This is a genomic window from Mesopusillimonas faecipullorum, assembly GCF_020539505.1.
GTDB classification, from domain to species: Bacteria; Pseudomonadota; Gammaproteobacteria; order Burkholderiales; family Burkholderiaceae_B; genus Mesopusillimonas; species Mesopusillimonas faecipullorum.
This window is the reverse complement of record NZ_JACDXW010000001.1, coordinates 484689-505911: the sequence shown is the minus strand read 5'-3', so window position 1 is coordinate 505911 and position 21223 is coordinate 484689. Positions and strand designations below refer to the sequence as shown.

Genomic DNA, 21223 nt, shown 5'->3' with positions numbered 1-21223 from the left:
AGATGATGAAATTCGAGATGCTAGACACCAACTCCAACGGCACCGTGATCAAGGTGGTGGGCGTTGGCGGTGCGGGCGGCAATGCCGTTTCGCACATGATTCGTTCGGGTATTCAGGGCGTGGAGTTCATTTGCGCTAACACCGATAGCCAAGCGCTGGCCAGCAGCGAAGCGCCTGTACAGATTCGCCTGGGTCGTACGGGTCTGGGCGCTGGCGCCAAGCCCGAGCAAGGTCGCGCTGCCGCAGAAACCGCACGCGAGGAAATCCGTGCTGCGCTCAACGGCGCCAACATGGTTTTCATCACGGCAGGCATGGGCGGCGGTACGGGTACCGGTGCCAGCCCCGTCGTGGCTGAAGTGGCCAAAGAGCTGGGCATTCTGACTGTAGGCGTGGTGACCAAACCCTTCTCTTTTGAAGGTAGCAAGCGCCTGCGCATGGCAGAAGAAGGGATTTCCGAGTTGGGCAAACACGTGCATTCGCTTATCGTGGTGCTCAACGAGAACCTTTACGACCTGATGGACGACGACGCCACCCAGGAAGACTGCTTCAAGGCCGCAGATGATGTTTTGCACAATGCTTGCTCGGGTATTGCTGAGATCATCAATGTCGAAGGCAACGTTAACGTTGACTTCGAAGACGTCAAAACCATCATGAGCGAGCAAGGCCAAGCCATGATGGGCACAGCCGTCGCCGCCGGCGCTGACCGCGCCCGTGTGGCTGCTGAACAAGCCATCGCTTGCCCGCTGCTCGAAGGCGTGGACTTGCATGGTGCGCGCGGTATGTTGGTGAACATCACTTCCAGCCGCACGCTGAAAATGCGTGAAACGCGCGAGATCATGGACACCATCCGTGGTTTTGCCGCAGAAGACGCTACCGTTATTTACGGTACGGCTTACGACGAAGCCATGGGCGACAATCTGCGTGTAACGGTGGTGGCAACGGGCCTGGGCCGTGCCAATGCGCGTCCTCAGCTGGTTCCCCAGTCAGCCGAGCAGCTGCGTACAGGCACGGACAACATGCCTGCGATGGTAGGCGGCCACGACTTCAGCCACGCCGATGTGCCGGCCGTTATCCGCAACCCCCGCGGTCAGGCTTCTGCACAAGTGCGCGCCCTGGAAACAGCGGGCATGGATCACTTCGATATCCCGGCTTTCCTGCGTAAGCAGGCTGACTGAACCTGGTGCTCTGGAAGCGCTGTATGGGGGCTTCCAGGGAACTAAATCAGTTGTTTCGACTCTCTCTAGAAGGCAGCGGCGTAAGCCGCCGCCTTCTGCCCGGGCTGCAGCGCCGCCGGCCATATCGGGTTACAATGATTGTCGCGGCGCACAATTTTGAGGCGCCCTGTCTTACCTATTTATCATGCTACGTCAACGCACCATTCAACGCGTCATCAGCACCAAAGGCGTTGGGCTGCACTCCGGCAAGCGAGTCGAACTCACGCTTAGGCCAGCCGAGCCCAATACGGGGATAGTTTTTCACCGTATCGATCTGCCCGAGGTTGTCGATCTTCCCGCCCAGGCTTTTGGGGTGGGCGATACGCGCATGGCTTCTGTGTTGCAAAAGGGCAATGTACGCGTTTCCACTGTCGAACACCTGATGTCGGCACTGGCTGGGCTGGGTATAGACAATCTGCACATAGACCTTACTGCCGAAGAAGTGCCCATCATGGATGGCAGCGCCGGCACTTTTGTCTACCTGCTGCGTTCGGCCGGTCTGCAAGAGCAGCCCGTGGCCAAAAAATTTCTGCGCGTACTCAAACCTATCGAAGTGCGCGAAGGTGAAGGCGACAACCTTAAATGGGCGCGTCTTGAACCCTACGACGGTTTCGCTCTGTCGTTTTCCATCGATTTTCAGCATCCGGCTATCAAGTCCACGGCGAGTTTCGCCGAAGTCGACTTTGGCACAGATTCCTACACCAAGGCTATTGCCAGAGCGCGTACCTTCGGTTTCGTCAGCGAAGTCGAGGCCTTGCGCGCCGCCGGCCTGGCGCGTGGCGGTAGTCTGGATAACGCCATTGTGATGGACGAATACCGCGTATTGAACAGCGACGGCCTTCGTTACGACGACGAATTCGTCAAACACAAAATCCTTGATGCCATTGGCGACCTTTACCTCATAGGTAAGCCGCTGGTGGCTCGTTATGTGGCCTGCAAGTCAGGGCATGCGCTTAACAATAAGTTGGCGCGCACCCTGCTGGACACTCAAGACGCCTGGGAAATCGTTACCTACGACTCTCCGGCGCAAGCGCCCAAGGCTTTCACCACCGACTGGCAACTGGTCTGAGTCCTGATCGGTTTAGCTGGGGGTGTTGCCGTGCCGCTCAAGCAAGCGGCTAATGGCATCGGCCAACGGGCCTTCGGGTAATTGTTCGCGCAACACCGAGAACGCAAGCAGACCAGGCTGACCCAGTGGGTTGGCCTGCTTGCCGGGGCGCGGAATTGTCTCGCTGCGCGAGATATCAGCTTGTATCTTGACGATAATTTCGTTAAGGTTCCATCCGCTGGCGGCCAAACCGGCAAGGATGCGAGGCGTAAATTGCCGCAAGCGCGAGGCATGGGCAGCCCCCGGAACCACCAGGGTTAATTGCTGTCTGTCCAGTTTGGCCACGTGGCATGTCTTCCCTAAAGCGGGGGGCATCAGGCACCGCGCGGCTTTTTCCATGGCCAGCATTTGATTTGCTGTGGCCAGAACATTGGCGCCGTGGGCATCGTGCCCCAGCCAGTCTATGGCCGTACGACCGACCGCAGGAGCGGTTTGACGGTGGCGGGTGTTGGTCACAGCAGTCTCAATATTGGAACAAAAAGTGAGAGTCTTCATAACGAAAGCCCACATCTCGGATTCTACCGCCAAAGGGTGGCATATGTCCGTGGTGCTGACTTTGTCGGCTGCTGCCTTGTGCCTATCGGCCATGGCAGGGGCCTGGGTGCAAGCGCGGCATACGGCCTTCCAGCCCAGCGTCGCTACGGTAGCTTCCGTCTCGACACCCGATCCTAGCTATATGCCCGGCCACGTAGGCATGTTGGCCTCCAAAATGGGAGACCTGCAGGCCCGCATGATAGAGCTTGAAACCCTTAGCGAACGCATTGCGGGCGCAGCGGGCCTCGATACCCTGGAACCCGATTTTGAAGGTTTTGCCGATATGGGGGCAATGGGTATGGCGCCAGCGTCGCTGTCCACTTTATGGAGCCCAGGCGATACCTGGCCCTCTGATCCCGTAGCAGGCATGGGCGATTGGCTTGACGTTTTGCGCATGCGCGTCAGCAAACGCAAAGAATGGTTTTCGCTAGTGGACTCTGCTTTGGCGCGTCGTGCCGGTATGGCCCTGACCGTGCCCACCCACATGCCTATCGCAGGCATGGACCCTGGCTCCCCTTTTGGTTGGCGCCGTCACCCTATTCTGGGGCACAAAATACTGCACGAAGGAGTGGATTTTGCTGCGCCTTATGGTACGCCCATTCACGCGGCAGCGGCTGGCGTGGTGGCCGATACGGGCTATAAGTCCGGTTACGGGCTCACAGTCGACGTGCGGCACGGCGACGGTCTTGTCACTCGCTATGCGCACGCCTCCAAGCTTCTGGTCAAGGCGGGTGATCTCGTCGAAAAAGGCCAGCAGATCGCCAAGGTGGGGGCAACCGGGCGCGTCACTGGCGCCCATCTGCATTTCGAAGTGCGGGTTCAAGGCAGGGCCTTGGACCCCATGCTCTTCCTGGAGAAACAGCAGCCTGCGCAAGCGTTGGTCGCTGCATCTGCTGGGCCTACTATCGAAGTAGCCAAGGTGCGTTAAACTGCCTCGTTTGATGTTTTGGCTGATTTGCTGCTTCCACCCACCTGGGAATGGATCGCGGGCCCTTCCGGTGAAGAGTTCGTACCGATCCCGCGCTGAATAAATAGAATGGTTTCTCTGCTCAAAAAACTTCTCGGCAGTCGTAATGACCGCATTCTCAAGCAGTACCGCAAACAGGTTGCGCGCATCAATGCCCTTGAGCCGGCGATGCAGGCGCTTACCGACGAACAGCTGACGGCCAAGACTACAGAGTTTCGACAGCGGCTGTCCAAGGGTGCCTCGCTGGATGAACTCTTGCCTGAAGCTTTCGCTGTCGTGCGAGAGGCCAGCAAGCGTGTGTTTGGCATGCGGCACTTCGATGTACAGATGCTGGGGGCCATAGCCCTGCATAACGGCAAAATTGCCGAGATGCGCACGGGCGAGGGCAAGACCCTGATGGCCACGCTGGCTGTCTACCTGAATGCCCTGGCAGGCAAAGGCGTTCACGTTGTTACCGTCAACGACTATCTTGCCCGCCGCGATGCCGACTGGATGGGCCGCCTTTATGGTTTCCTGGGCATGAGTGCCGGTGTGGTGGTTCCGCAGCAGCAACAAGAAGAAAAACTCGCTGCCTACCAAGCCGACATCACCTATGGCACCAACAACGAATTCGGTTTCGATTACCTGCGCGACAACATGGAATATCGCGCACAGGACCGTCGCCAGCGCCAGCTGTCATTTGCCATAGTCGACGAGGTCGACTCCATCCTCATCGACGAGGCGCGCACGCCGCTGATCATCTCCGGCCAAGCCGAAGACCACACCGAGCTGTACGTGAGCATGAACCAAGTGGCACCCATGCTGACACGCATGGAAAGCGAGCCCAAACCTCAAGAACCCGAGCCCGAGGGCGATTTCTGGGTTGACGAGAAAGGCCAGCAGGTTCACCTCTCCGAAGCGGGGATGATCAGGGCCGAACAGGTGTTGGCTTCCCAAGGTTTGTTGCCCGAAGGCGAGTCCCTTTACGATCCGCGCCATATTTCGCTTATACACCACCTGATGGTGGCATTGCGTGCGCACAACCTCTTTCATCGCGATCAGCAGTATGTGGTGCAAGATGGCGAAGTCGTCATCGTTGACGAGTTCACCGGTCGTCTGATGTCCGGGCGTCGTTGGTCCGACGGCCTGCATCAGGCGGTCGAAGCCAAAGAAGGCGTGACCATTCAGCACGAAAACCAGACCTTGGCGTCCATCACCTTCCAGAATTACTTCCGCATGTACGAGAAGCTGGCAGGGATGACGGGTACGGCCGATACCGAAGCCTACGAGTTCCAAGAAATTTATGGCCTGGAAACCGTCCTGATCCCCACCAACCGGCCGATGGCGCGTCAAGATCAAAACGATCAGGTCTTCAAAACCGACGCCGAAAAATACAATGCCATTCTTGCTGACATCAAGGATTGCCACGAGCGGGGTCAACCCGTATTGGTGGGTACCACCAGTATCGAGAACTCCGAACGGCTTTCCGAGGCGCTCAACAAAGCGGGTTTCCCTCACAACGTACTCAATGCCAAGCAACACGCCCGCGAGGCTGAAATCGTTGCGGAAGCCGGTAAGCCAGGTCGCATTACCATCGCCACCAATATGGCGGGCCGGGGTACCGATATTGTTCTGGGCGGCAGCATAGAAAAGCAGATCGACCTGATCCGCGCTGATGCTTCCCTCACGGCTGAGCAGCAGGCTGAACGCATCGCGCAAGTGCGCACCGAGTGGCAGCCAATCAACGAGGCCGTCAAGCAGGCGGGCGGGCTGCGTATCATTGGTACCGAGCGCCATGAGTCCCGCCGTATCGATAACCAGCTGCGTGGCCGCGCAGGGCGTCAAGGCGACCCGGGCTCCTCGCGTTTTTATCTGTCTCTCGAAGACCAACTGATGCGCATCTTTGCGGGCGACCGTGTACGCGCCATCATGGAGCGCCTGCGTTTGCCCGAAGGCGAGCCCATCGAGGCGCGCATGGTGACACGCTCCATCGAGTCCGCTCAGCGTAAGGTCGAAGCACGTAACTTCGATATGCGCAAACAGCTGCTGCAGTATGACGACGTTTCCAACGATCAGCGCAAGGTGCTGTACGGGCAACGTAACGAAGTGCTTGAGTCGGCTGATGTCTCTGAAACCATACGCAATCTGCTCAATGCCGCGCTTGCCGACGTAATGCGCACCTACGTGCCCGAACAAAGCATGGAAGAGCAGTGGGACTTGGCAGGTTTGCAGGCCATTCTGGAATCCGATTGGCGTTTGGTGCTGCCGCTGGTAGAAATGCTCGAAAACGAGCCCAACCTTAGCGACGAAGATCTGCTCGAACGCATCCAGGCCGAAGGCAAGCGCATCTACGAAGCGAAAGTCGCCTTGGTCGGTCAAGAAAACTGGGCGCCGTTCGAACGTTCAGTGCTCTTGCAGGCGATCGACACCAATTGGCGTGGTCACTTGTCAGCGCTTGACCACTTGCGTCAAGGCATTCATCTGCGCGGTTATGCCCAGAAAGACCCCAAGCAGGAATACAAGCGCGAAGCCTTCGAGCTCTTCTCGTCCATGCTTGACCGCATCCGCGACGACGTCATCAAAGTGATGCTCACCGTCCAGATCCAATCGCCTGAGCAAGCAGCAGAACCCATTCCAGCCGAGCTTGAGAACGTGTCCTTCCATCACGCCGATTACGACGATGCGCTCAGTGGTGCCGATCCTGGCATCCCCGAGCAACCGGCGGGTGATGACTTGCCACGAGTCGGGCGTAACGACGCTTGCCCATGTGGTAGCGGTAAAAAGTACAAGCATTGCCACGGCAAGCTTGCCTGAAGTATATCCAGAGAGCCGGTTTACCGGCTCTTTTTTATGGCTGCTCCACCGGATTGCATTGGCGTGCAACGCGGTTCAATGCCATGGTGGCAAGGGGCTCAATGTTGGAGGCTGCCCGTGTACGACTTTTTATCGTTCTGGAATGTCATCGCATTTGCGCTGATGCGCGGTACGAGTGAATCGCCCCACGCTTTGGTTCTGGCCGGTCAGTGGCTGGCAGAGTTGCCTGCCTATGTGGCCGGTGTGCTGGTGCTGGCATATATCATCCGGAAACGCGACTACAGCTGCATGGTGGCAGTGGCAGCCGCTTGCGTGGCGTCCCGGTTTGTCAAAGACTCGATAAGCGACTTTGCTTTCCATGCCCGACCATTTGACGCGGGCTGGGGCCCTTCTTTAATAGAACATGCCAGCAGTCATTCCATGCCCAGCAGCCACGCCACCTTTGTCTGGTTGTTGGCGGTGGTATGCGGGCTGCGCGGACAATGGCGTCTAAGTTTCGCGGTTTTCTTGTTGGGGTGCGTGTTGGCCTGGGCCAGGGTGTTTGTAGGCGTACATTGGCCTATAGACATGGTGGGCGCCGCGTTGTCTGCCCTGGCTTGCGGGCTTTTCGGGCATGGCGTGCAGCAAATGTGCACGCGCCTGTATGGTAAAGCGGAGCTGGCATGGGGCTATCGCCCCAAATAAGCTTTCTTCCCAGGGTACTCCCTTGTGTTTGGAGCCTGCAGATTGGGGCTTAGGGTTACCCCGTTAGCTATAAAAATGTATGAGTAAGGGTCGATAGATTGTATTAGACGCATGATGCTGATGAATGCTCCAATTCATGCAAGGCCGAGCGCCCCTGGAAGGGCGTAGCGGAACCTTCATGACGATGAGAACAAGGAGCGGACAGATGAAATTATTCAAGCGGATTTCCGTGGCGCTTGCCTTAGCGCTGGCGACCTCGGGCGTGGCGGTGGTGCAGGCGCAACCCTCACTGCAAGGCAAGAAGCTGGCATACCTGACCTTGCCGACCAGCAATCCCTTCCTGGCCAAACTGGCTTCGACCGTGCAGGCCGAGGCCCAGGCGCTGGGCATGTCGGTGACGGTGCTGTCCAGCCCGTATGACGCGGCCTTGCAAAGCCAGCAGGTCAGCGATGCCATCGCGCAAGGCTACGACGCGCTGTTGATCACGGCAGCAAGCGAACGCGGGATTCTGCCGGCCCTGATGACGGCCAAGCAGATGAAGGTGCCGGTATTTCTCATCAACTCCCCGGTGGCGGACGGAAACGAAGCCTTGTACGAGTCCTTCATCGGCGAGAATCACACCGAACTGGGACAGGCGGCGGGCGAAGCCCTGGCCAAGGCCCTGGAAGGGCGTGACAAGCCCAAGGTGGCGCTGATCACGGGTTCGCTGGCCGAAGGGGTTGCGCCGCGCCGGCTGGCCGGCTTCAAGGAGGCCCTGGCCCGCCATCCGCAGATCGAGGTCGTGGCGACCGAGGATGCGAAGTGGGATACGGCAGCCAGTGAACGCATCGCCGGACAGTTGTACGCGCGCTTCTCGGCGCAGGGCGGGCTGGACGCCATTTACGGCATGGCCGACAACGTCGCGCATGGCGCTATTCTGGCTGCCAAGACGGCGGGGGTGGCGCTGGGGACGGCGCCCGGTCAGGTCATCGTGGTCAGTTCGAACTGCATGAAGTTCGGCGTTGACCATATCCGCCAGGGTGAGCAGTACAGCACGGCTACGCAGATGCCTACCCGCACGGGCAAGGCGGCGGTGGACACCGTGGCGGCCCATTTCAGCGGCAAGCCCGTGCCCAAGCACAATTATCTCGAGGTGGCGGTCATCACTCGGGACAACCTGGACGACTACGCGGCGCCTTGCACCTTCTGAGTACGGGCATGATGAAGACGGCAATCATCGAGGCCAAGGGGCTGGCGAAGTCCTTTGGCCCCATCCGTGTGCTGGATGCGCTGGATTTTTCAGTAAACCCAGGCGAGGTGCGCGCCTTGTGCGGAGAAAACGGCGCGGGCAAGAGCACGCTGGTCAAGATCCTTACCGGTCTGTATCAGCCCGATGCGGGAGAGATCCGTATCGCCGGCCAAAGCACGGTTCTGAACGGAACGCAGGACGCCCAGGCGATTGGAGTCGCCTTCGTCTCGCAGGAGCTGAGCATCGTGCCGCAGCTGTCCGTGCTGGACAACCTCTGGCTGGGGCATCGCGAGGTGCCGTTGCTGCATCGCCGCGCCGCGCTCAGGCGGCAGGCACGGGAGGTTCTGGATACGGTGGGCCTGAACGATCTAGATCTGGACGTACTGGCTGGCGCGTTGTCGCTAGGGCAGAGGCAACTGCTGGAGATTGCGCGCATGCTGACGCGCAAGGCCAGGGTGCTGATCCTGGATGAACCCACGGCGACGCTCAGCGACAACGAGATCGAGCAAGTGTTCGGCGCCTTGCGCCAGTTGAAGGCGGCCGGCCACGCCATCATCTTCATCACGCACAGGCTGGCGGAGGTCTTCGAGATCTGCGATACGGTGACGGTGCTGCGCAACGGCCGGGAAGTAGGCACTTTCGAGGTCGGCGAGGTCGATAGGGACGCATTGGTGCGAATGATGCTGGGGCGCGAGCTGGGGCAGATGTACCCGCCCGCCGCAGCCCAGGGAAAGCGCGCCGCTATGCAGGTACGGGATCTGCGCGTGCCCGGCGCAGTGCATGGCTTGTCCTTTACCGTCATGCAGGGGCAGGTCGTCTGCCTGGCCGGACAGATAGGTTCGGGCGCCACCGAGGCCTTGCGCGCCCTGGCGGGGCTGGTGTACGACGCTACCGGCGAAGTAAGAGTGCAGGAACAGGTGGTACCCCTGGGGGCGGTAAGCCGGGCACTGGCGGCCAATATCCGGTTCGTCTCCGAAGACCGCGCGGCGGAAGGCGTATTCCTGAGCCTGCCGGTGCAGACCAATCTGCTGGCCACCCAGTTGGAAACCGTCAGCCGCTTCGGTATCGTCTCGTCGGCGGCCATGCGCGAGCAAGCGCTGCGCCGTTGTGGGGAAGTGGCTCTGGACGTGCGGCGCCTGGCCACGACGGCAGGTGATCTGAGCGGAGGCAATCAGCAGAAGATTGCCGTGGGGCGGTCTATCACGGCACAGCGACGGGGGGTGCTGCTGATGAGCGAGCCGACGCGCGGCGTTGATGTGGGCGCTCGCGCCGATATCTATGCCTTGATGCGCCAGCTATGTGCGCAGGGCTACGGCATCGTCATGATGTCCACCGATATTGAAGAGGTCGTCGGCATGGCGGATAGCGTCGTGACTTTGTACCGAGGCCGACAGGTCGGACAGTACGACGGCGCTGGAATCAGCGCGGCCAGGGTGCTGGCAGACATTACTCATGTCGAGGAGGTAGCGGCATGAGTCCGTCTTCGCGTGTTTTGCCCGCCCAGGTTGCGCGGCCCGGCCTGCGCTCACGCCGTCTGATGCACAGCCTGCCCGCATGGGCGGGGGGGCTGTTGTTGGCGGCGGCGATGGCGACGCCGGGCTTTTTCAGCGTACCGAATCTGGTGGCTCTGGCGGGCACGCTGTCGCTGATCGGCTGCGTGGCCGTCGGTATGACCTTCATCACGATGTCGGGCAACGTCATGTCGTTCGCGCTGGGAGCGACCTGCGCGGCGACGTCGATGATCACGGCCCATTACTCGGCGCTGGGCATGGGGGCGGCGTTGTCGGCGGGCTTGTCCTTCGCGGTGCTCTATTCGGCCTTGCAGGGTTGGCTGATAGGCGTGTTTCGCGCCAATTCGCTGATCGTCAGCATTGCTGCCTTGACTCTGCTGGGCGGCGTCGCCCAGTACCTGAGCCAGGGCCAGAGTCTTTACGCGGCGGGAGATACGCTGGTGTTCTTCAGGCAGCGAGTGGGCGGTGTGCCGGTGTCGCTGTTCGTGTTGCTGCTCGTTGCCGCATGCAGCCACTGGGCACTGCGCCGTACGCGCTTCGGCCATCAGGTGGTGTTGATCGGCTCCAATGCCGACGCGGCGGCGGTGGCCGGGCTGCCGGTCGTGCGCTGCCTGGCGGCCAGCTACGGCGTCGCTGGATTGTGCGCCGGCGTGGCGGGGGTGCTGGTGGCCGCACGCTTCGGTTCGGGCACGATGGAGTACGGCATAGGCCTAGACTACAGCGCGATCTCGGCGGTGCTGGTGGGCGGCACCGCGATCGGCGGCGGCAGCGGCTCGGTGCTGCGCACCTTGATCGGCGGTCTGGTCATCGCCGTGCTCCAGAGCCTGTTGCTGCTGCATGGTCTGGATACCCAATACCAATATCTGCTGATTGGCATCATCGTACTGCTGGCCATCGTCATTCAGTACAAGGGGGCGAAATGAAGCATCCATGGTTCTCTCGGCTGCACAATCGGGCCACGCGGCCTTACTGCCTGCTGGTCGCCGTCGTCCTGGCGTTTGCGCTGCTCGTCGGCATCGAAGGCTTCTTTTCGGCCCGCACGCTGTACAGCGTTCTCCAGCACTTTGCGACGGTAGGGCTGGTGGCGCTGGGCCTGGGACTGACGATGATCATGCGGGAGTTCGATCTGTCGGTTGCGGGCATGGTAGGTCTGGGTGGCTGCGTTGCCGTGTTGTGCAGCGGCGAGTCGGTATGGCTGGGTGTGGCTGCGGCCATGTTGGTCGGCGCGCTGGGCGGGGTGCTGCAGGCCCAGTTGATCAACCGCCTGGGGCTGAGCTCCGTCGCGGTCAGCCTCGGCGGCCTGCTGACCTGGATGGGGCTGGCTTATGTGCTGACGGGCAACAAGACGATTCCGTTCGAGCACATGGACGTCGCCATGGCCATGAACGCGCCCTTGCTGGGGGTGTTCTCGCTGCGCTCGTTGACGGTTCTGGTGCTGTTCGTCCTGGCTGCCTGCTGGATGGCCGTCACGCGCTCCGGCCGCGATCTGGTCGCGGCCGGCGGCAACCGCAAGGCGGCTCTGGTGGCCGGCGTCAATCCGGCTCGTCTGATGACGGGGGTGTTCGCCGCGTCGGGGCTGCTGGCGGCACTGACGGGGGCCTTGCTCAGTTATGGCCTGTCGTCGGCGACGCCTTCCGGCGGCTCGGCGGACATACTGGTCGCTGCGATCGTGGCGGCGATACTTGGCGGCGTATCCCTGTCCGGCGGCGTTGGCCGCCCCCTGGGGATAGCCGCGGGAGTGCTGGTTCTGTGCGTGCTGAGAACGGGGCTGACCGCCCTGGGGGCAGCACCTTTCGTCCACGACGTGGTGACGGGACTCGTCCTGTTGATCGTGGCGATCATAGATGGCGCGCATCTGCGTATGCGCATGTATCAGTTGCGGCAAGCCATGCCTTGGCGGTCCGCTTTGAACTCGGGAGATAGCTTGTGAAAAGCGATCAGGTAGTGACGGATGAAGAATTTTTCCGCCAACGGGGGTTTGGTCAAATCATGGGTTTCGGCCAACGGCCAGCCCTGGTGATCGTGGACATCATCCGGGCGTTCACGGATCCCGATATGCCTCTGGGATCCAATCTGGATGCAGAGGTGGCGGCGACCAATCAGTTGATAGACGCCTGCCGCCGCAACGGCGTGCCACTGTTCTTCACGACGACAGCGTATGACGATGCCGGGTTGAAGGATGGCGGTGTCTGGGTGCTCAAGCAGAAGGGGGCGGCTACGCTGCGCAGCGGCACGCCGGCGGTGGAGCTGGATCTGCGCCTTCATCATGAGGCCGGCGACGCTCTGATCGTGAAGAAGTACGCCTCGTGTTTCTTCGGCACGGATCTTTTGTCCCGGCTGGTGGCACACGGCTGCGATACGGTGCTGATCACCGGCTGCACGACCAGTGGCTGCGTGCGGGGCACGGCGGTGGACGCCGTGCAGAACGGCTTTCGTCCCATCGTGGTGCGCGATGCTGTCAATGACCGCTCCAAGGCCGCCCATGAACAAAGCCTGTTCGATCTGCAAGCCAAGTATTGCGACGTCGTCGGTACGCAGGAAGTGCTGGAGTACCTGGACGGCCTGCAAGGTGGCCAGACCCGCCCGCAGCATTGAACCAATATCAATCAGGAGGAGACCTCATGCAAGAACCCAATCGATTCGATTACTCGCCGATTGTCGGACGCCCCAGACTGACTTTGCCGGACGGCGCCCGCGTGGCGGTATGGGTCATACCCAACGTCGAGCATTTTCTGTTCGACCGGCCCTCCACTTCCATTACGGCAGTGACGACGGGGCTGGTGCCGGACGTGCTGAATTACTCATGGCGCGACTATGGCCCGCGCGTGGGCTTCTGGCGCATGCTGGATGTCATGAACAAGCATGGCATACGCGGCACAGCCGCGCTGAATTCGGATGTCTGCGGCTTTTATCCGCAGCTGATACAGGCTGGCAATGAGTCCGGCTGGGAGTGGATGGCGCATGGCCGCAACAACTCCCAGATGGTCACACGCATGGAGGAGGAAGAGGAGCGTGAGCTGATCCGGCACGTCATCGACACCATCCATCAGGCCAGCGGCACACGACCGCGCGGGTGGCTGAGCCCGGCGCTGAGCGAAACGGTCAATACGCCGGATCTGCTGGCCGAGGCGGGTATCGAGTATACGGCGAACTGGGTCAACGATGAACAGCCCTATCCGATGAAGGTAAAGCAAGGTACCTTGACTTCCCTGCCGTACGCGATAGAGATCAACGACATCCCCGCCTTCCTCGACCTGAAGCAAAGCGGCGAACAGTTCGCCAAGATGATCTGCGACACCTTTGATGTGCTGCACGAGGACGCACAGCACGGCGCGCGCGTTATGGCGATCTCCATTCATCCTTTCCTGATCGGTCATCCTCATCGCAGCAAACCCTTCGACCGAGCGTTGCAGTACATCAGGGACAAGGGCGATGTCTGGTTCGCCACCGGTTCGGAAATACTGGACTGGTACCAGGCCCAGCGCGTTTGAGAATTCAAGTGCAACAGAGGAGCAGTCATGTGTGATAAGAGCCATGGGGACATTGCGCAGATCGTTGCCGATAGCGGCGCGGTAGGCGCGGACCTTTTGATTGCGGAGCAGGTTACCGAACTGGTGACGGCCAACCATATCCTGTATGCCCAGGGAGTGGTGGACGCCTTCGGCCACGTCAGCGTGCGCCACGCGACACGCGGGGATTGTTTCCTCATGGCGCGCAATATGGCGCCGGGTCTGGTGACCGAACAGGACATCATCGCCTTCGACCTGGACTGCCGGCCCATGAATGCCGACGGACGCTCAGTCTATCTCGAACGCTTCATCCACGGCGAGATATACAAGGCACGCCCCGAGGTGATGGCCGTGGTTCATAGTCATTCTCCCTCTGTGGTGCCGTTCGGCGTCATCAAGCAGTCGCCTTTCCGGGCAGTCTGCCATATGGCGGCCTTCGTCGGCGTGCAGCCGCCGATATTCGACATACGGGATGTGGCGGGCGACGGCACGGATTTGCTGATTACCGATCAGGCGCTTGGAGCCGCACTGGCCGGGACGCTGGGGACCAATGCGGTTGTGCTGATGCGCGGACATGGTTCCACGGCAGTGGGGGATTCCCTTAGGCACGCAGTGTTTCGGGCCGTATATACTGAAATCAATGCCCGTACGCAGGCGCAGGCTAGCCAACTGGGAGAAATCATTTTCCTATCTGAGGCCGAGACGCGTGCCGCCGCCCTGTCGACCGAAGGGCAGTCGGACAGGGCATGGAACCTGTGGAAACGAACGGCGCAGTCTGTGCATCTGTCCCTGTTGCAGCAAGCGCTACTGACTGAGCAATGACATCAGCCGTAGTGCGGGAAGGAGAACCGGAACGCCGCATCTGTCACGGGCGTATCGTGTCTCCCGAGGTAAGAATGAGAACGGCGGCGATAACCTTGCGCCAGTTGCGCTATTTTTCCAAGATCATAGAAACGGGCAGTATCACGCGGGCGGCTGAGCAACTCCACATAGCCCAACCCGCTCTCAGCCTGAACATGCGGCAACTCGAGGCCGCCTTCCACGTTGCTCTGCTGCAGCGCCATCCGCGCGGTGTTGGGCCGACGCCAGCGGGTGAGTTGCTGTACGGGCGCATCAGCGCCATACTGGGTCTGCTGGAGCAAACCTATCTGGATGTGTCCAGTCTGGGGCAGGCGGCGACGCGCTATCTGTCGCTGGGGCTACCGCCCAGCTTGGTGCTGCTGGTCGGCACTGAGGCCATTGTTTCGGCCTCGCAGCAGTTGCCGGGCTTCTCGTTTTCACTGCGCGAGGATCCCAGCTTCGCTCTGGTCGACGCGGTGGAGAGCCGTGAACTGGATGTCGCCTTTGCCTATAGCGTGGCGGAAAGCTCAAACGTGCGCGCTATTCCCGTCATGAGCGAAGAGTTGCTGCTGGTCACTCATGCCGACCAGGCGCCGCCTGGCGAGGTTGTTACGCTGGAGCAGGCCGTGGCGTGCACGATGGCGTTCGGCAGCAAGCGCGACGTCGGCAGGCTGACGCTGGAGCAGGCGGCCAACGAGCGCGGGCTGGTCGTCGACATTGCCTACGAAATGCGTTCCATCTCGGGCATACGGGAAATCATCCTGAAAGGCATGGCGGCATCCATCATGCCTTATGGGGCGGTGGAACGCGAGGTTGCCAACGGGACATTGGCAGTTAAGCGCATCGTCGAGCCCGTCCTGATGCAGACCATGAGTATCGTTCGCCCTGTCAAAGGTGCGGAGCTTCCGTCTGAGGTTGAAGCCTTAGTGGCGGATTATTTGATGGCACTGGTTGACCTGATTGTTGCTAAACAGGGTGGTCTAGCAGCCCTTCTTAAAAAGGGGAATAAGGACTAAGGTGCGCGCCTATATACCACCTCCCCTAGCCAAGAGTCCTTGTCGCGCATTGAGCAAAGCTAAGTGTTACAACAGAAAAAGCGTAGCCAGCCCCAAGAAAATAAAGAACCCCAGCGAGTCCGTAAAAAAGGTCAGCAACACCGAAGAGCCCATTGCAGGGTCTTTGCCAACGCGGTCGCGGATGAGCGGGATCAAGACGCCTACGGCGGCGCCTATGAGCATATTGCCGATCATGGCGGCCATCATGACAAAAGCAATAGACCAAGAATCGGAGATAAAACGAGCATAGGCCGCTGCGACCAGACTACCAAACAGGCCTACCAACAAGGTGATGAAGAGTTCACGCTTGACCAACTGCCAGAGATTGCTGCTGTTCACGCGACCGACCGCCAGGGCCCGTATCACCAGGGTCATGGTTTGGTTGCCTGAATTCCCCCCTATGCCCGCGACGATGGACATCAGAAAAGCCAGTACGACGATGTGACTGACTGTGCCTTCGAAGCGCGACGCAACGAAAGCCGCGATGGAAGCGGTGCACAGATTGACCAGCAACCAGGGCGCGCGGTTGCGTAGGGCACTGAGCGTGGGAGCAAAGATGTCCTCTTCCTGCAAACCAGCTCGCGATAAGGCTTGCTCTTGCGAGTCCTCTTGAATGACGTCTACCACCTCGGCGATAGTGACGCGGCCTATGAGTCGGTTTTTGTCGTCTGTGACGGGGGCGGACACCAGGTCGTATCGTTCGAAAGCACCCGCCGCGTCCGCGTCGGAGTCAAGAGGATTCAATGACAGATAGTCGGTGGTCATTACCTCCGAGACCTGTTTTTCAGGGTCACTGACCAGCAGCGTAGCCAAGGCCAGGATGCCGCGCAGGCGGTCCTCGCGATCCACCACGAAAATCTGGTCGGTATGATCGGGCAGTTCTTGCAAGCGGCGCAGGTAACGCAACACCACCTCTAGCGTGACGTCCTCGCGCACCCTTACCATCTCGAAGTCCATGATGGCGCCCACCGTGTCTTCGGGATAGCCCATGGCTTCGATAAGCTGTGCGCGTTCGGCTTCTGTGAGCCCCTTTTGTACCTCGGCTACGACAGCGGGAGGAAGATCGGGCACCAGAAAGGCCAACTCGTCGGTGTCCATGGTGCCGGTGGCGGCCACCAGGTCTTGGTGGTCCATGGAACGTATCAGCGACTCTCGAGCCCAGTCTTCGACTTCCAGCAACACGTCTGCATCGAAACGTGCATCGACCAACTGCCATACCAGTTTGCGTTCGCGCTCGGGGAGCGACTCTAGAATGAAGGCAATATCGGCAGGATGCAGGTCGTTGATCAGCGACTGAATCTCAGTGGCGTGCTGCCGCTGCAGGATGTCTTCCAGCAGTGTGGATTTGGCGTCTTCTTCGTATTGACGATGGGCCAGCGCTTCGACGACTTCTTGGCGTTTCAGGATGGACTGCAGCTTTTGCAGGGCGAGTTGAGCGTCCTCCGGATCGAGCCGGCGCGGAATGGTGATGACTTGGGCTTCCGGCTGGACTGGAGTATCCGACATACGCAGGCCTTGGTTCGTGTAGGGCAGGGAAGGACAAGCAGCGTAGAGCCGCCGAGAAGGGCCAAAAACGGCCCCAGCATTTTAGCGTGACATTGGCTCTGGCTGGCCGTCAGTGTGAGCGTAGCAGCAGTAAAAACTTGAAAAAATGCTGCAGCGTGGTCAGGTGGGCGTAGCGCCGAGGGAATTATCCGGGTTGCGCAGCCAGCTGAGCCAGCTTGCGCGTGGCCAGCGTGACCCAATAGCTGGCCCCCATGGGAAGCAAGTCGTCGTTGAAATCGTAGCTACTGTTATGCAGCATGCATGGCCCCATACCGTGTCCGGGCAGGCGATGGTCGCCGTCGCCGTTACCTATCCAGATATAGCTGCCTGGTTTCTCGCGCAGCATGAAGGCGAAGTCCTCGGCGCCCATGGAGGGCGGCAGAGTTCGCAGCACTTGCTCGTCACCGACGAGATCGCGCAGAACCTCGGCGCTGAAAGCTGCTTCGGCGGGGTCGTTGACTGTGGGTGGGTAGCTGCGGGTAAAGCTGAACTGCACGGTGCACTGCATGCCCTGAGCGATTTGTTCGCACAGCGCTTGCATGCGGCTTTCAACGAAGTCTATGTTGGCGTCGGACAGCGTGCGTACGGTGCCGCGCAAGCGGGCCTCGTCGGGGATGACGTTGTCGGCAGAGCCGGCATGGAACTGCGTGATACTAAGCACTACGGCCTGGACGGGGTCGATTTGGCGAGCAACTATGGTTTGCAGTGATTGTGCAAGTTGCACGCCCGCCATAATAGGGTCTACGCCCAGATGAGGCATGGCGGCATGTGCGCCTTTGCCGCGAACGATGATCTCGAAGGTGTTGCTGGAGGCCATGACGGCGCCGTCATGGACGGCAAAAGTGCCCACAGGCAAGCCCGGCCAGTTATGCATGCCGTAAACCGTATCCATGGGAAACAGCCGGAACAGGCCGTCGTCTATCATCTGCTGGGCGCCCTTGAAGCCCTCTTCGGCGGGCTGGAAGATGGCGTAGACGGTGCCGTCGAAATCGCGATGCGCAGCCAAGTGGCGCGCGGCCAATAGCAGCATGGCTGTGTGGCCATCGTGCCCACAGGCATGCATAATGCCTTCGTGCTTGCTGGCATGAGCAAAAGTATTGGCCTCTTGCATGGGCAGGGCGTCCATGTCGGCGCGCAGGCCGACGGCTTTACCGTTGCGGCTGCGCCCATGGATAATGCCGACTACCCCGGTTTTCCCCAGGCCGCGATGCACTTCCACGCCCCAACTTTGCAAAGCCTGGGCGACAACCTCGGCGCTACGGTTTTCTTCGTAAGCCAGCTCGGGGTGGGCATGTAGGTCGCGGCGTATGGCAGCGATGTCTTCGGTCCATTCCAGAAGGGGCTCAATCAGTTGCATGCTTATCTCGTTTGCGGCGGGGTCATCCAGTACAAGCGTATCATCAAATCAGCTGGCTGTGCGGCATAGGCGCCCGTCAACGCAGATGCGGGGTGATGAGAGCCAGCAGTTCGTCAGCGACTTGAGGGTTGCCAGCGTAGAGCTCGCCTTTAATGGGCCAGGAGTGCTGTTGACGCATATCGGCTGCGACACCGCCGGCTTCTTGAACCAGCAGTGTGCCTGCGGCAACGTCCCAGGGGGCCAAGCCCATTTCCCAGTAGCCGTCGAATCGACCGCAAGCTACCCATGCAAGGTCGAGGGCAGCGGCGCCCATGCGCCGAATGCCGCGCGTGCGCCGCATGGCGGCGTTGAGCATGGGTTGATATTGGTCGGCGAATGAGAAATCGCGAAAGGGAAAACCGGTAGCCAGTACCGCTTTAGAGAGCGATGGCGTGGCAGAGCAATGAATGCGATGCTCGTTGAGCCATGCACCTACGCCGTACATAGCGGTGAAAAGCTCTTCACGGCAGGGGTCGTAGACAATCGCCAGTACGGGCGTCTCTTGTGCGAAAGGGGGCTGGCCCGCCAGTTGTGAGCCAGGCTGGGCGATCAAGCCTATCGACACGGCGTAGTGCGGAATGCCATGCAGAAAATTGGTGGTGCCGTCGAGCGGGTCTATATACCAAGTGGCCTGCCCGCCTACGGGGTGCTTGCCGCTTTCTTCGGCAATGATGTCGAATTGCGGGGTGCCGGCTTGCAACACTTCGACGATGCTTTGCTCGGCCTCGCGGTCGGCTTGCGAGACCAGATCGTTCAGGGCTTTTTCGTCTATGACGAGGGCGTCGCGTTGTTGGTGGGCATAGGTTTGAAGGATGGCCGCGCCCGCGCGGGCGGCCGAAATGGCACAATTCAGGTATTCGCTTAGATGTAGTGGTGAAGGGAGCATGACGAAGGCAGACTATGGGCGGCAGAGGTTGGCGTGGATGGCGCAAGCCATGCGTGTTGGCATGTCGGGCGATCGTAGCTGGCAGGTGAAAGCCCGAAATGAGTAGTCTATACGAGCCCTTGGTACCTGCTCGCCTAGTGTATGACGCTACCGGCACGCCCTACAGTGAACAGTATCACGATGTTTACCATGCTCGCCAGGGGGCGATAGCGCAAGCTCGCCACGTGTTTCTGCAAGGTAACGGCTTGCCCCAAAGGTGGCAAGGGCAGCAGGCTTTCACCATATGCGAAACAGGGTTTGGTTTAGGCCGAAATTTTTTGACCTTGTGGCAGGCTTGGCGTGATGATCCCCAGCGTAGTGCACGATTGCATGTGCTGGCCTTCGAGGCGCACCCGTTTGCGCAAGCTGATCTGGCGGCAGCCAATGCCCAGTTGCCCGAGGCCATACAGCCACTGGCGCACCAGCTCAGCCAGGCATGGCCGCTGCTCTTGCCCGGCGTCCACAGACTGGAATTCGATGCGGGGGCGGTGACGCTCACCCTGTATTTTGGCCGTATCGAACGCATGGCTACCCAGGCACAGGCTAGGGTGGATGCCTTCTTCCTCGATGGCTTCTCGCCACGTTTGAATCCTCAAATGTGGAGCCCCACCGTATTCGGCCAAATGGTGCGTATGTCCAGACCGGGGGCGACGGCGGCAACGTGGTGTACAGCTGGCCCGGTGCGGCGCGACTTGCGCAATGCGGGCTTTCTCGTGTCACAAGCGCCGAGTTTGTGCGGCAAGCGGGAAATGACTGTGGCGACGCTACGCCCAAACTTGGGCCGTCAGGGGCCTATGGCGCCGGCGCGCAAGGTGCTGGTGATTGGAGCGGGCCCAGCAGGTGCGGGTGTTGCGCGCAGCTTGGCCAATCGGGGGGTAGACGTCACCGTGGCCGATCCTGTGCTCGAGCGGGGGCTAGGCGCGGCCCATCAGGGGCATAAGGCAGTTGCCGTTACGCCTTTGCTGTCTCAAGACGACGACACGCGTGCGCGTTTGGTCAGAGCAGGGGTGCTGCGCGCGCTGCACAGATGGCAAGTATTGGACGAAGACGCTCGACCATGGCGCTGCGGCTCATTCGTGATGCCTCAAGACCCGATTCAAGCCCAGCGCTTGCAGCAGGCCCTGCAGCGCCAAGCTTTGCCTGAGGAGTGGGCGTCTTGGCAGTCTCCGGAGCAGATAGCCGACCGATTGGGGCAATTACCGCGGCACGCGGGGCTTTGGTTTGGCAGTGGCCAGCTCGTCAGGCCTGAGCCCTTGTTGCAGGCGTTGCTGAGCCACCCGCGCATCCGTTGCGTACCCAGCACCATTCAGGAGATCTCGTCGCAAGAGGGGCAGTGGTATGCGAAGGGCCTGGAAGAAGATGCTGTCTTTGACCAACTTGTGCTGGCCAATGCGGGGCATGCCCGCAATTTGTTGGGTGAGTGGGCGCAAGCCTACCCCAAGTTAATGCAAGGTCGCTCAGTGGGCGGGCAGGTAAGTTATTACGCGCAAGCCCAAGGTTTACCGGTAGCCCAGGCCATCACGGCTTCAGAGGGCTACTGGTTGCCGCCCGTGCAAGGTTGGCTGACGGCTGGCAGCACGTATTGGCCTGATCCCGCAAGGGTTGGGGTTTGCGCTGAAGGCCACGCAGAAATACAATCCAAGCTTAATTTGTTTCTTGATGTAAATACCAATCAGCCTTATTGGCAGCCTCTTGCAGGGTGGGCCGGGCTGCGGGCAGTTGTGGCCGGGCGCCTGCCGGTCATAGGTGAAATACCCGCCGCAAAAGGGCTGTGGGCGGCATGTGCCTTTGGTTCCAGGGGTTTTACCTGGGCCGCATTGGCAGGCGATGTCATCGCCGCCGCCATGCTTGGCGAGCCACAATTGCTTGAGCGCGATTTGCTTGCGGCAGTCCGCCCTCGCTGAGTGGCTTATG

General features: G+C 60.3%; 18 protein-coding genes. 14 read left to right on the top strand and 4 right to left on the bottom strand.

The annotated features are described in order from the left end of the window. Nucleotides 1–2 precede the first annotated feature (2 nt). Both ftsZ and lpxC read left to right on the top strand, forming a co-directional pair. Complete coding sequence (gene ftsZ / locus H0484_RS02365) at nucleotides 3–1175, top strand: cell division protein FtsZ (protein ID WP_226952828.1); 1173 nt, start codon at nucleotides 3–5, stop codon at nucleotides 1173–1175. Between the two features lie 184 nt (nucleotides 1176–1359). After that, complete coding sequence (gene lpxC, locus H0484_RS02360) at nucleotides 1360–2283, top strand: UDP-3-O-acyl-N-acetylglucosamine deacetylase (RefSeq protein ID WP_226952827.1); 924 nt, start codon at nucleotides 1360–1362, stop codon at nucleotides 2281–2283. 12 nt (nucleotides 2284–2295) lie between these two features. On the opposite strand, the gene H0484_RS02355 is transcribed toward lpxC, so the two are convergent. Next, on the bottom strand, nucleotides 2296–2817 hold the full coding sequence (locus H0484_RS02355) for a DciA family protein (protein WP_226952826.1): 522 nt from the start codon (nucleotides 2815–2817) through the stop codon (nucleotides 2296–2298). Between the two features lie 43 nt (nucleotides 2818–2860). Between H0484_RS02355 and H0484_RS02350 the strand changes: the two genes are divergently transcribed. The 11 genes from H0484_RS02350 to H0484_RS02300 all read left to right on the top strand — a co-directional run bounded on the left by H0484_RS02350 (nucleotide 2861) and on the right by H0484_RS02300 (nucleotide 15404). Beyond that, complete coding sequence (locus H0484_RS02350) at nucleotides 2861–3784, top strand: M23 family metallopeptidase (protein WP_226952825.1); 924 nt, start codon at nucleotides 2861–2863, stop codon at nucleotides 3782–3784. Between the two features lie 108 nt (nucleotides 3785–3892). Beyond that, nucleotides 3893–6616, top strand: coding sequence for a preprotein translocase subunit SecA (gene secA, locus H0484_RS02345; RefSeq protein ID WP_226952824.1), 2724 nt, complete (start codon nucleotides 3893–3895; stop codon nucleotides 6614–6616). 117 nt (nucleotides 6617–6733) lie between these two features. Beyond that, nucleotides 6734–7300, top strand: coding sequence for a phosphatase PAP2 family protein (locus H0484_RS02340; protein WP_226952823.1), 567 nt, complete (start codon nucleotides 6734–6736; stop codon nucleotides 7298–7300). Nucleotides 7301–7505: 205 nt separating this feature from the next. Next, a complete protein-coding gene (locus H0484_RS02335; protein ID WP_226952822.1) occupies nucleotides 7506–8489 on the top strand; it encodes a sugar ABC transporter substrate-binding protein in 984 nt (327 codons plus the stop codon). 8 nt (nucleotides 8490–8497) lie between these two features. Further along, entirely contained in the window at nucleotides 8498–10003 is a 1506-nt protein-coding gene (locus H0484_RS02330) for a sugar ABC transporter ATP-binding protein (protein ID WP_226952821.1), read from the top strand. Continuing rightward, complete coding sequence (locus H0484_RS02325) at nucleotides 10000–10962, top strand: ABC transporter permease (protein ID WP_226952820.1); 963 nt, start codon at nucleotides 10000–10002, stop codon at nucleotides 10960–10962. The genes H0484_RS02330 and H0484_RS02325 overlap by 4 nt, the downstream gene beginning before the upstream one ends. Beyond that, complete coding sequence (locus H0484_RS02320; RefSeq protein ID WP_226952819.1) at nucleotides 10959–11969, top strand: ABC transporter permease; 1011 nt, start codon at nucleotides 10959–10961, stop codon at nucleotides 11967–11969. The genes H0484_RS02325 and H0484_RS02320 overlap by 4 nt, the downstream gene beginning before the upstream one ends. Continuing rightward, entirely contained in the window at nucleotides 11966–12634 is a 669-nt protein-coding gene (locus H0484_RS02315) for an isochorismatase family protein (RefSeq protein WP_226952818.1), read from the top strand. Before H0484_RS02320 ends, H0484_RS02315 begins: the two co-directional genes overlap by 4 nt. A gap of 26 nt (nucleotides 12635–12660) precedes the next feature. Then, a complete protein-coding gene (locus H0484_RS02310; RefSeq protein WP_226952817.1) occupies nucleotides 12661–13530 on the top strand; it encodes a polysaccharide deacetylase family protein in 870 nt (289 codons plus the stop codon). 27 nt (nucleotides 13531–13557) lie between these two features. Next, nucleotides 13558–14370, top strand: coding sequence for a class II aldolase/adducin family protein (locus H0484_RS02305; RefSeq protein WP_226952816.1), 813 nt, complete (start codon nucleotides 13558–13560; stop codon nucleotides 14368–14370). Beyond that, nucleotides 14367–15404 carry a LysR family transcriptional regulator gene (locus tag H0484_RS02300; protein WP_226952815.1) on the top strand — a complete coding sequence of 346 codons (1038 nt, stop codon included), beginning with the start codon at nucleotides 14367–14369 and terminating at the stop codon, nucleotides 15402–15404. Before H0484_RS02305 ends, H0484_RS02300 begins: the two co-directional genes overlap by 4 nt. Before the next feature lie 66 nt (nucleotides 15405–15470). On the opposite strand, the gene mgtE is transcribed toward H0484_RS02300, so the two are convergent. The 3 genes from mgtE to H0484_RS02285 form a co-directional block, all read right to left on the bottom strand. Next, a complete protein-coding gene (gene mgtE, locus H0484_RS02295; protein ID WP_226952814.1) occupies nucleotides 15471–16949 on the bottom strand; it encodes a magnesium transporter in 1479 nt (492 codons plus the stop codon). Nucleotides 16950–17133: 184 nt separating this feature from the next. After that, nucleotides 17134–18345 carry a M20 aminoacylase family protein gene (locus H0484_RS02290; protein ID WP_226952813.1) on the bottom strand — a complete coding sequence of 404 codons (1212 nt, stop codon included), beginning with the start codon at nucleotides 18343–18345 and terminating at the stop codon, nucleotides 17134–17136. A 76-nt stretch (nucleotides 18346–18421) separates the two neighbouring features. Continuing rightward, nucleotides 18422–19270, bottom strand: a complete 849-nt coding sequence (locus H0484_RS02285) for an inositol monophosphatase family protein (protein ID WP_226952812.1) — start codon at nucleotides 19268–19270, stop codon at nucleotides 18422–18424. A gap of 98 nt (nucleotides 19271–19368) precedes the next feature. Here H0484_RS02285 and mnmD point away from each other — a divergent pair, with 98 nt between their 5' ends. Beyond that, nucleotides 19369–21213, top strand: coding sequence for a tRNA (5-methylaminomethyl-2-thiouridine)(34)-methyltransferase MnmD (mnmD, locus tag H0484_RS02280; protein ID WP_226952811.1), 1845 nt, complete (start codon nucleotides 19369–19371; stop codon nucleotides 21211–21213). The last annotated feature ends 10 nt before the right edge of the window (nucleotides 21214–21223 follow it).

What these genes read in the sequence shown, in the direction of transcription:
- ftsZ (WP_226952828.1), top strand. Translation starts at nt 3, where the DNA reads ATGATGAAATTCGAGATGCTAGACACCAACTCCAACGGCACCGTGATC.
- lpxC (WP_226952827.1), top strand. Translation starts at nt 1,360, where the DNA reads ATGCTACGTCAACGCACCATTCAACGCGTCATCAGCACCAAAGGCGTT.
- H0484_RS02355 (WP_226952826.1), bottom strand. Translation starts at nt 2,817, where the DNA reads ATGAAGACTCTCACTTTTTGTTCCAATATTGAGACTGCTGTGACCAAC.
- H0484_RS02350 (WP_226952825.1), top strand. Translation starts at nt 2,861, where the DNA reads ATGTCCGTGGTGCTGACTTTGTCGGCTGCTGCCTTGTGCCTATCGGCC.
- secA (WP_226952824.1), top strand. Translation starts at nt 3,893, where the DNA reads ATGGTTTCTCTGCTCAAAAAACTTCTCGGCAGTCGTAATGACCGCATT.
- H0484_RS02335 (WP_226952822.1), top strand. Translation starts at nt 7,506, where the DNA reads ATGAAATTATTCAAGCGGATTTCCGTGGCGCTTGCCTTAGCGCTGGCG.
- H0484_RS02330 (WP_226952821.1), top strand. Translation starts at nt 8,498, where the DNA reads ATGATGAAGACGGCAATCATCGAGGCCAAGGGGCTGGCGAAGTCCTTT.
- H0484_RS02325 (WP_226952820.1), top strand. Translation starts at nt 10,000, where the DNA reads ATGAGTCCGTCTTCGCGTGTTTTGCCCGCCCAGGTTGCGCGGCCCGGC.
- H0484_RS02320 (WP_226952819.1), top strand. Translation starts at nt 10,959, where the DNA reads ATGAAGCATCCATGGTTCTCTCGGCTGCACAATCGGGCCACGCGGCCT.
- H0484_RS02310 (WP_226952817.1), top strand. Translation starts at nt 12,661, where the DNA reads ATGCAAGAACCCAATCGATTCGATTACTCGCCGATTGTCGGACGCCCC.
- H0484_RS02305 (WP_226952816.1), top strand. Translation starts at nt 13,558, where the DNA reads ATGTGTGATAAGAGCCATGGGGACATTGCGCAGATCGTTGCCGATAGC.
- H0484_RS02300 (WP_226952815.1), top strand. Translation starts at nt 14,367, where the DNA reads ATGACATCAGCCGTAGTGCGGGAAGGAGAACCGGAACGCCGCATCTGT.
- mgtE (WP_226952814.1), bottom strand. Translation starts at nt 16,949, where the DNA reads ATGTCGGATACTCCAGTCCAGCCGGAAGCCCAAGTCATCACCATTCCG.
- H0484_RS02290 (WP_226952813.1), bottom strand. Translation starts at nt 18,345, where the DNA reads ATGCAACTGATTGAGCCCCTTCTGGAATGGACCGAAGACATCGCTGCC.
- H0484_RS02285 (WP_226952812.1), bottom strand. Translation starts at nt 19,270, where the DNA reads ATGCTCCCTTCACCACTACATCTAAGCGAATACCTGAATTGTGCCATT.
- mnmD (WP_226952811.1), top strand. Translation starts at nt 19,369, where the DNA reads ATGAGTAGTCTATACGAGCCCTTGGTACCTGCTCGCCTAGTGTATGAC.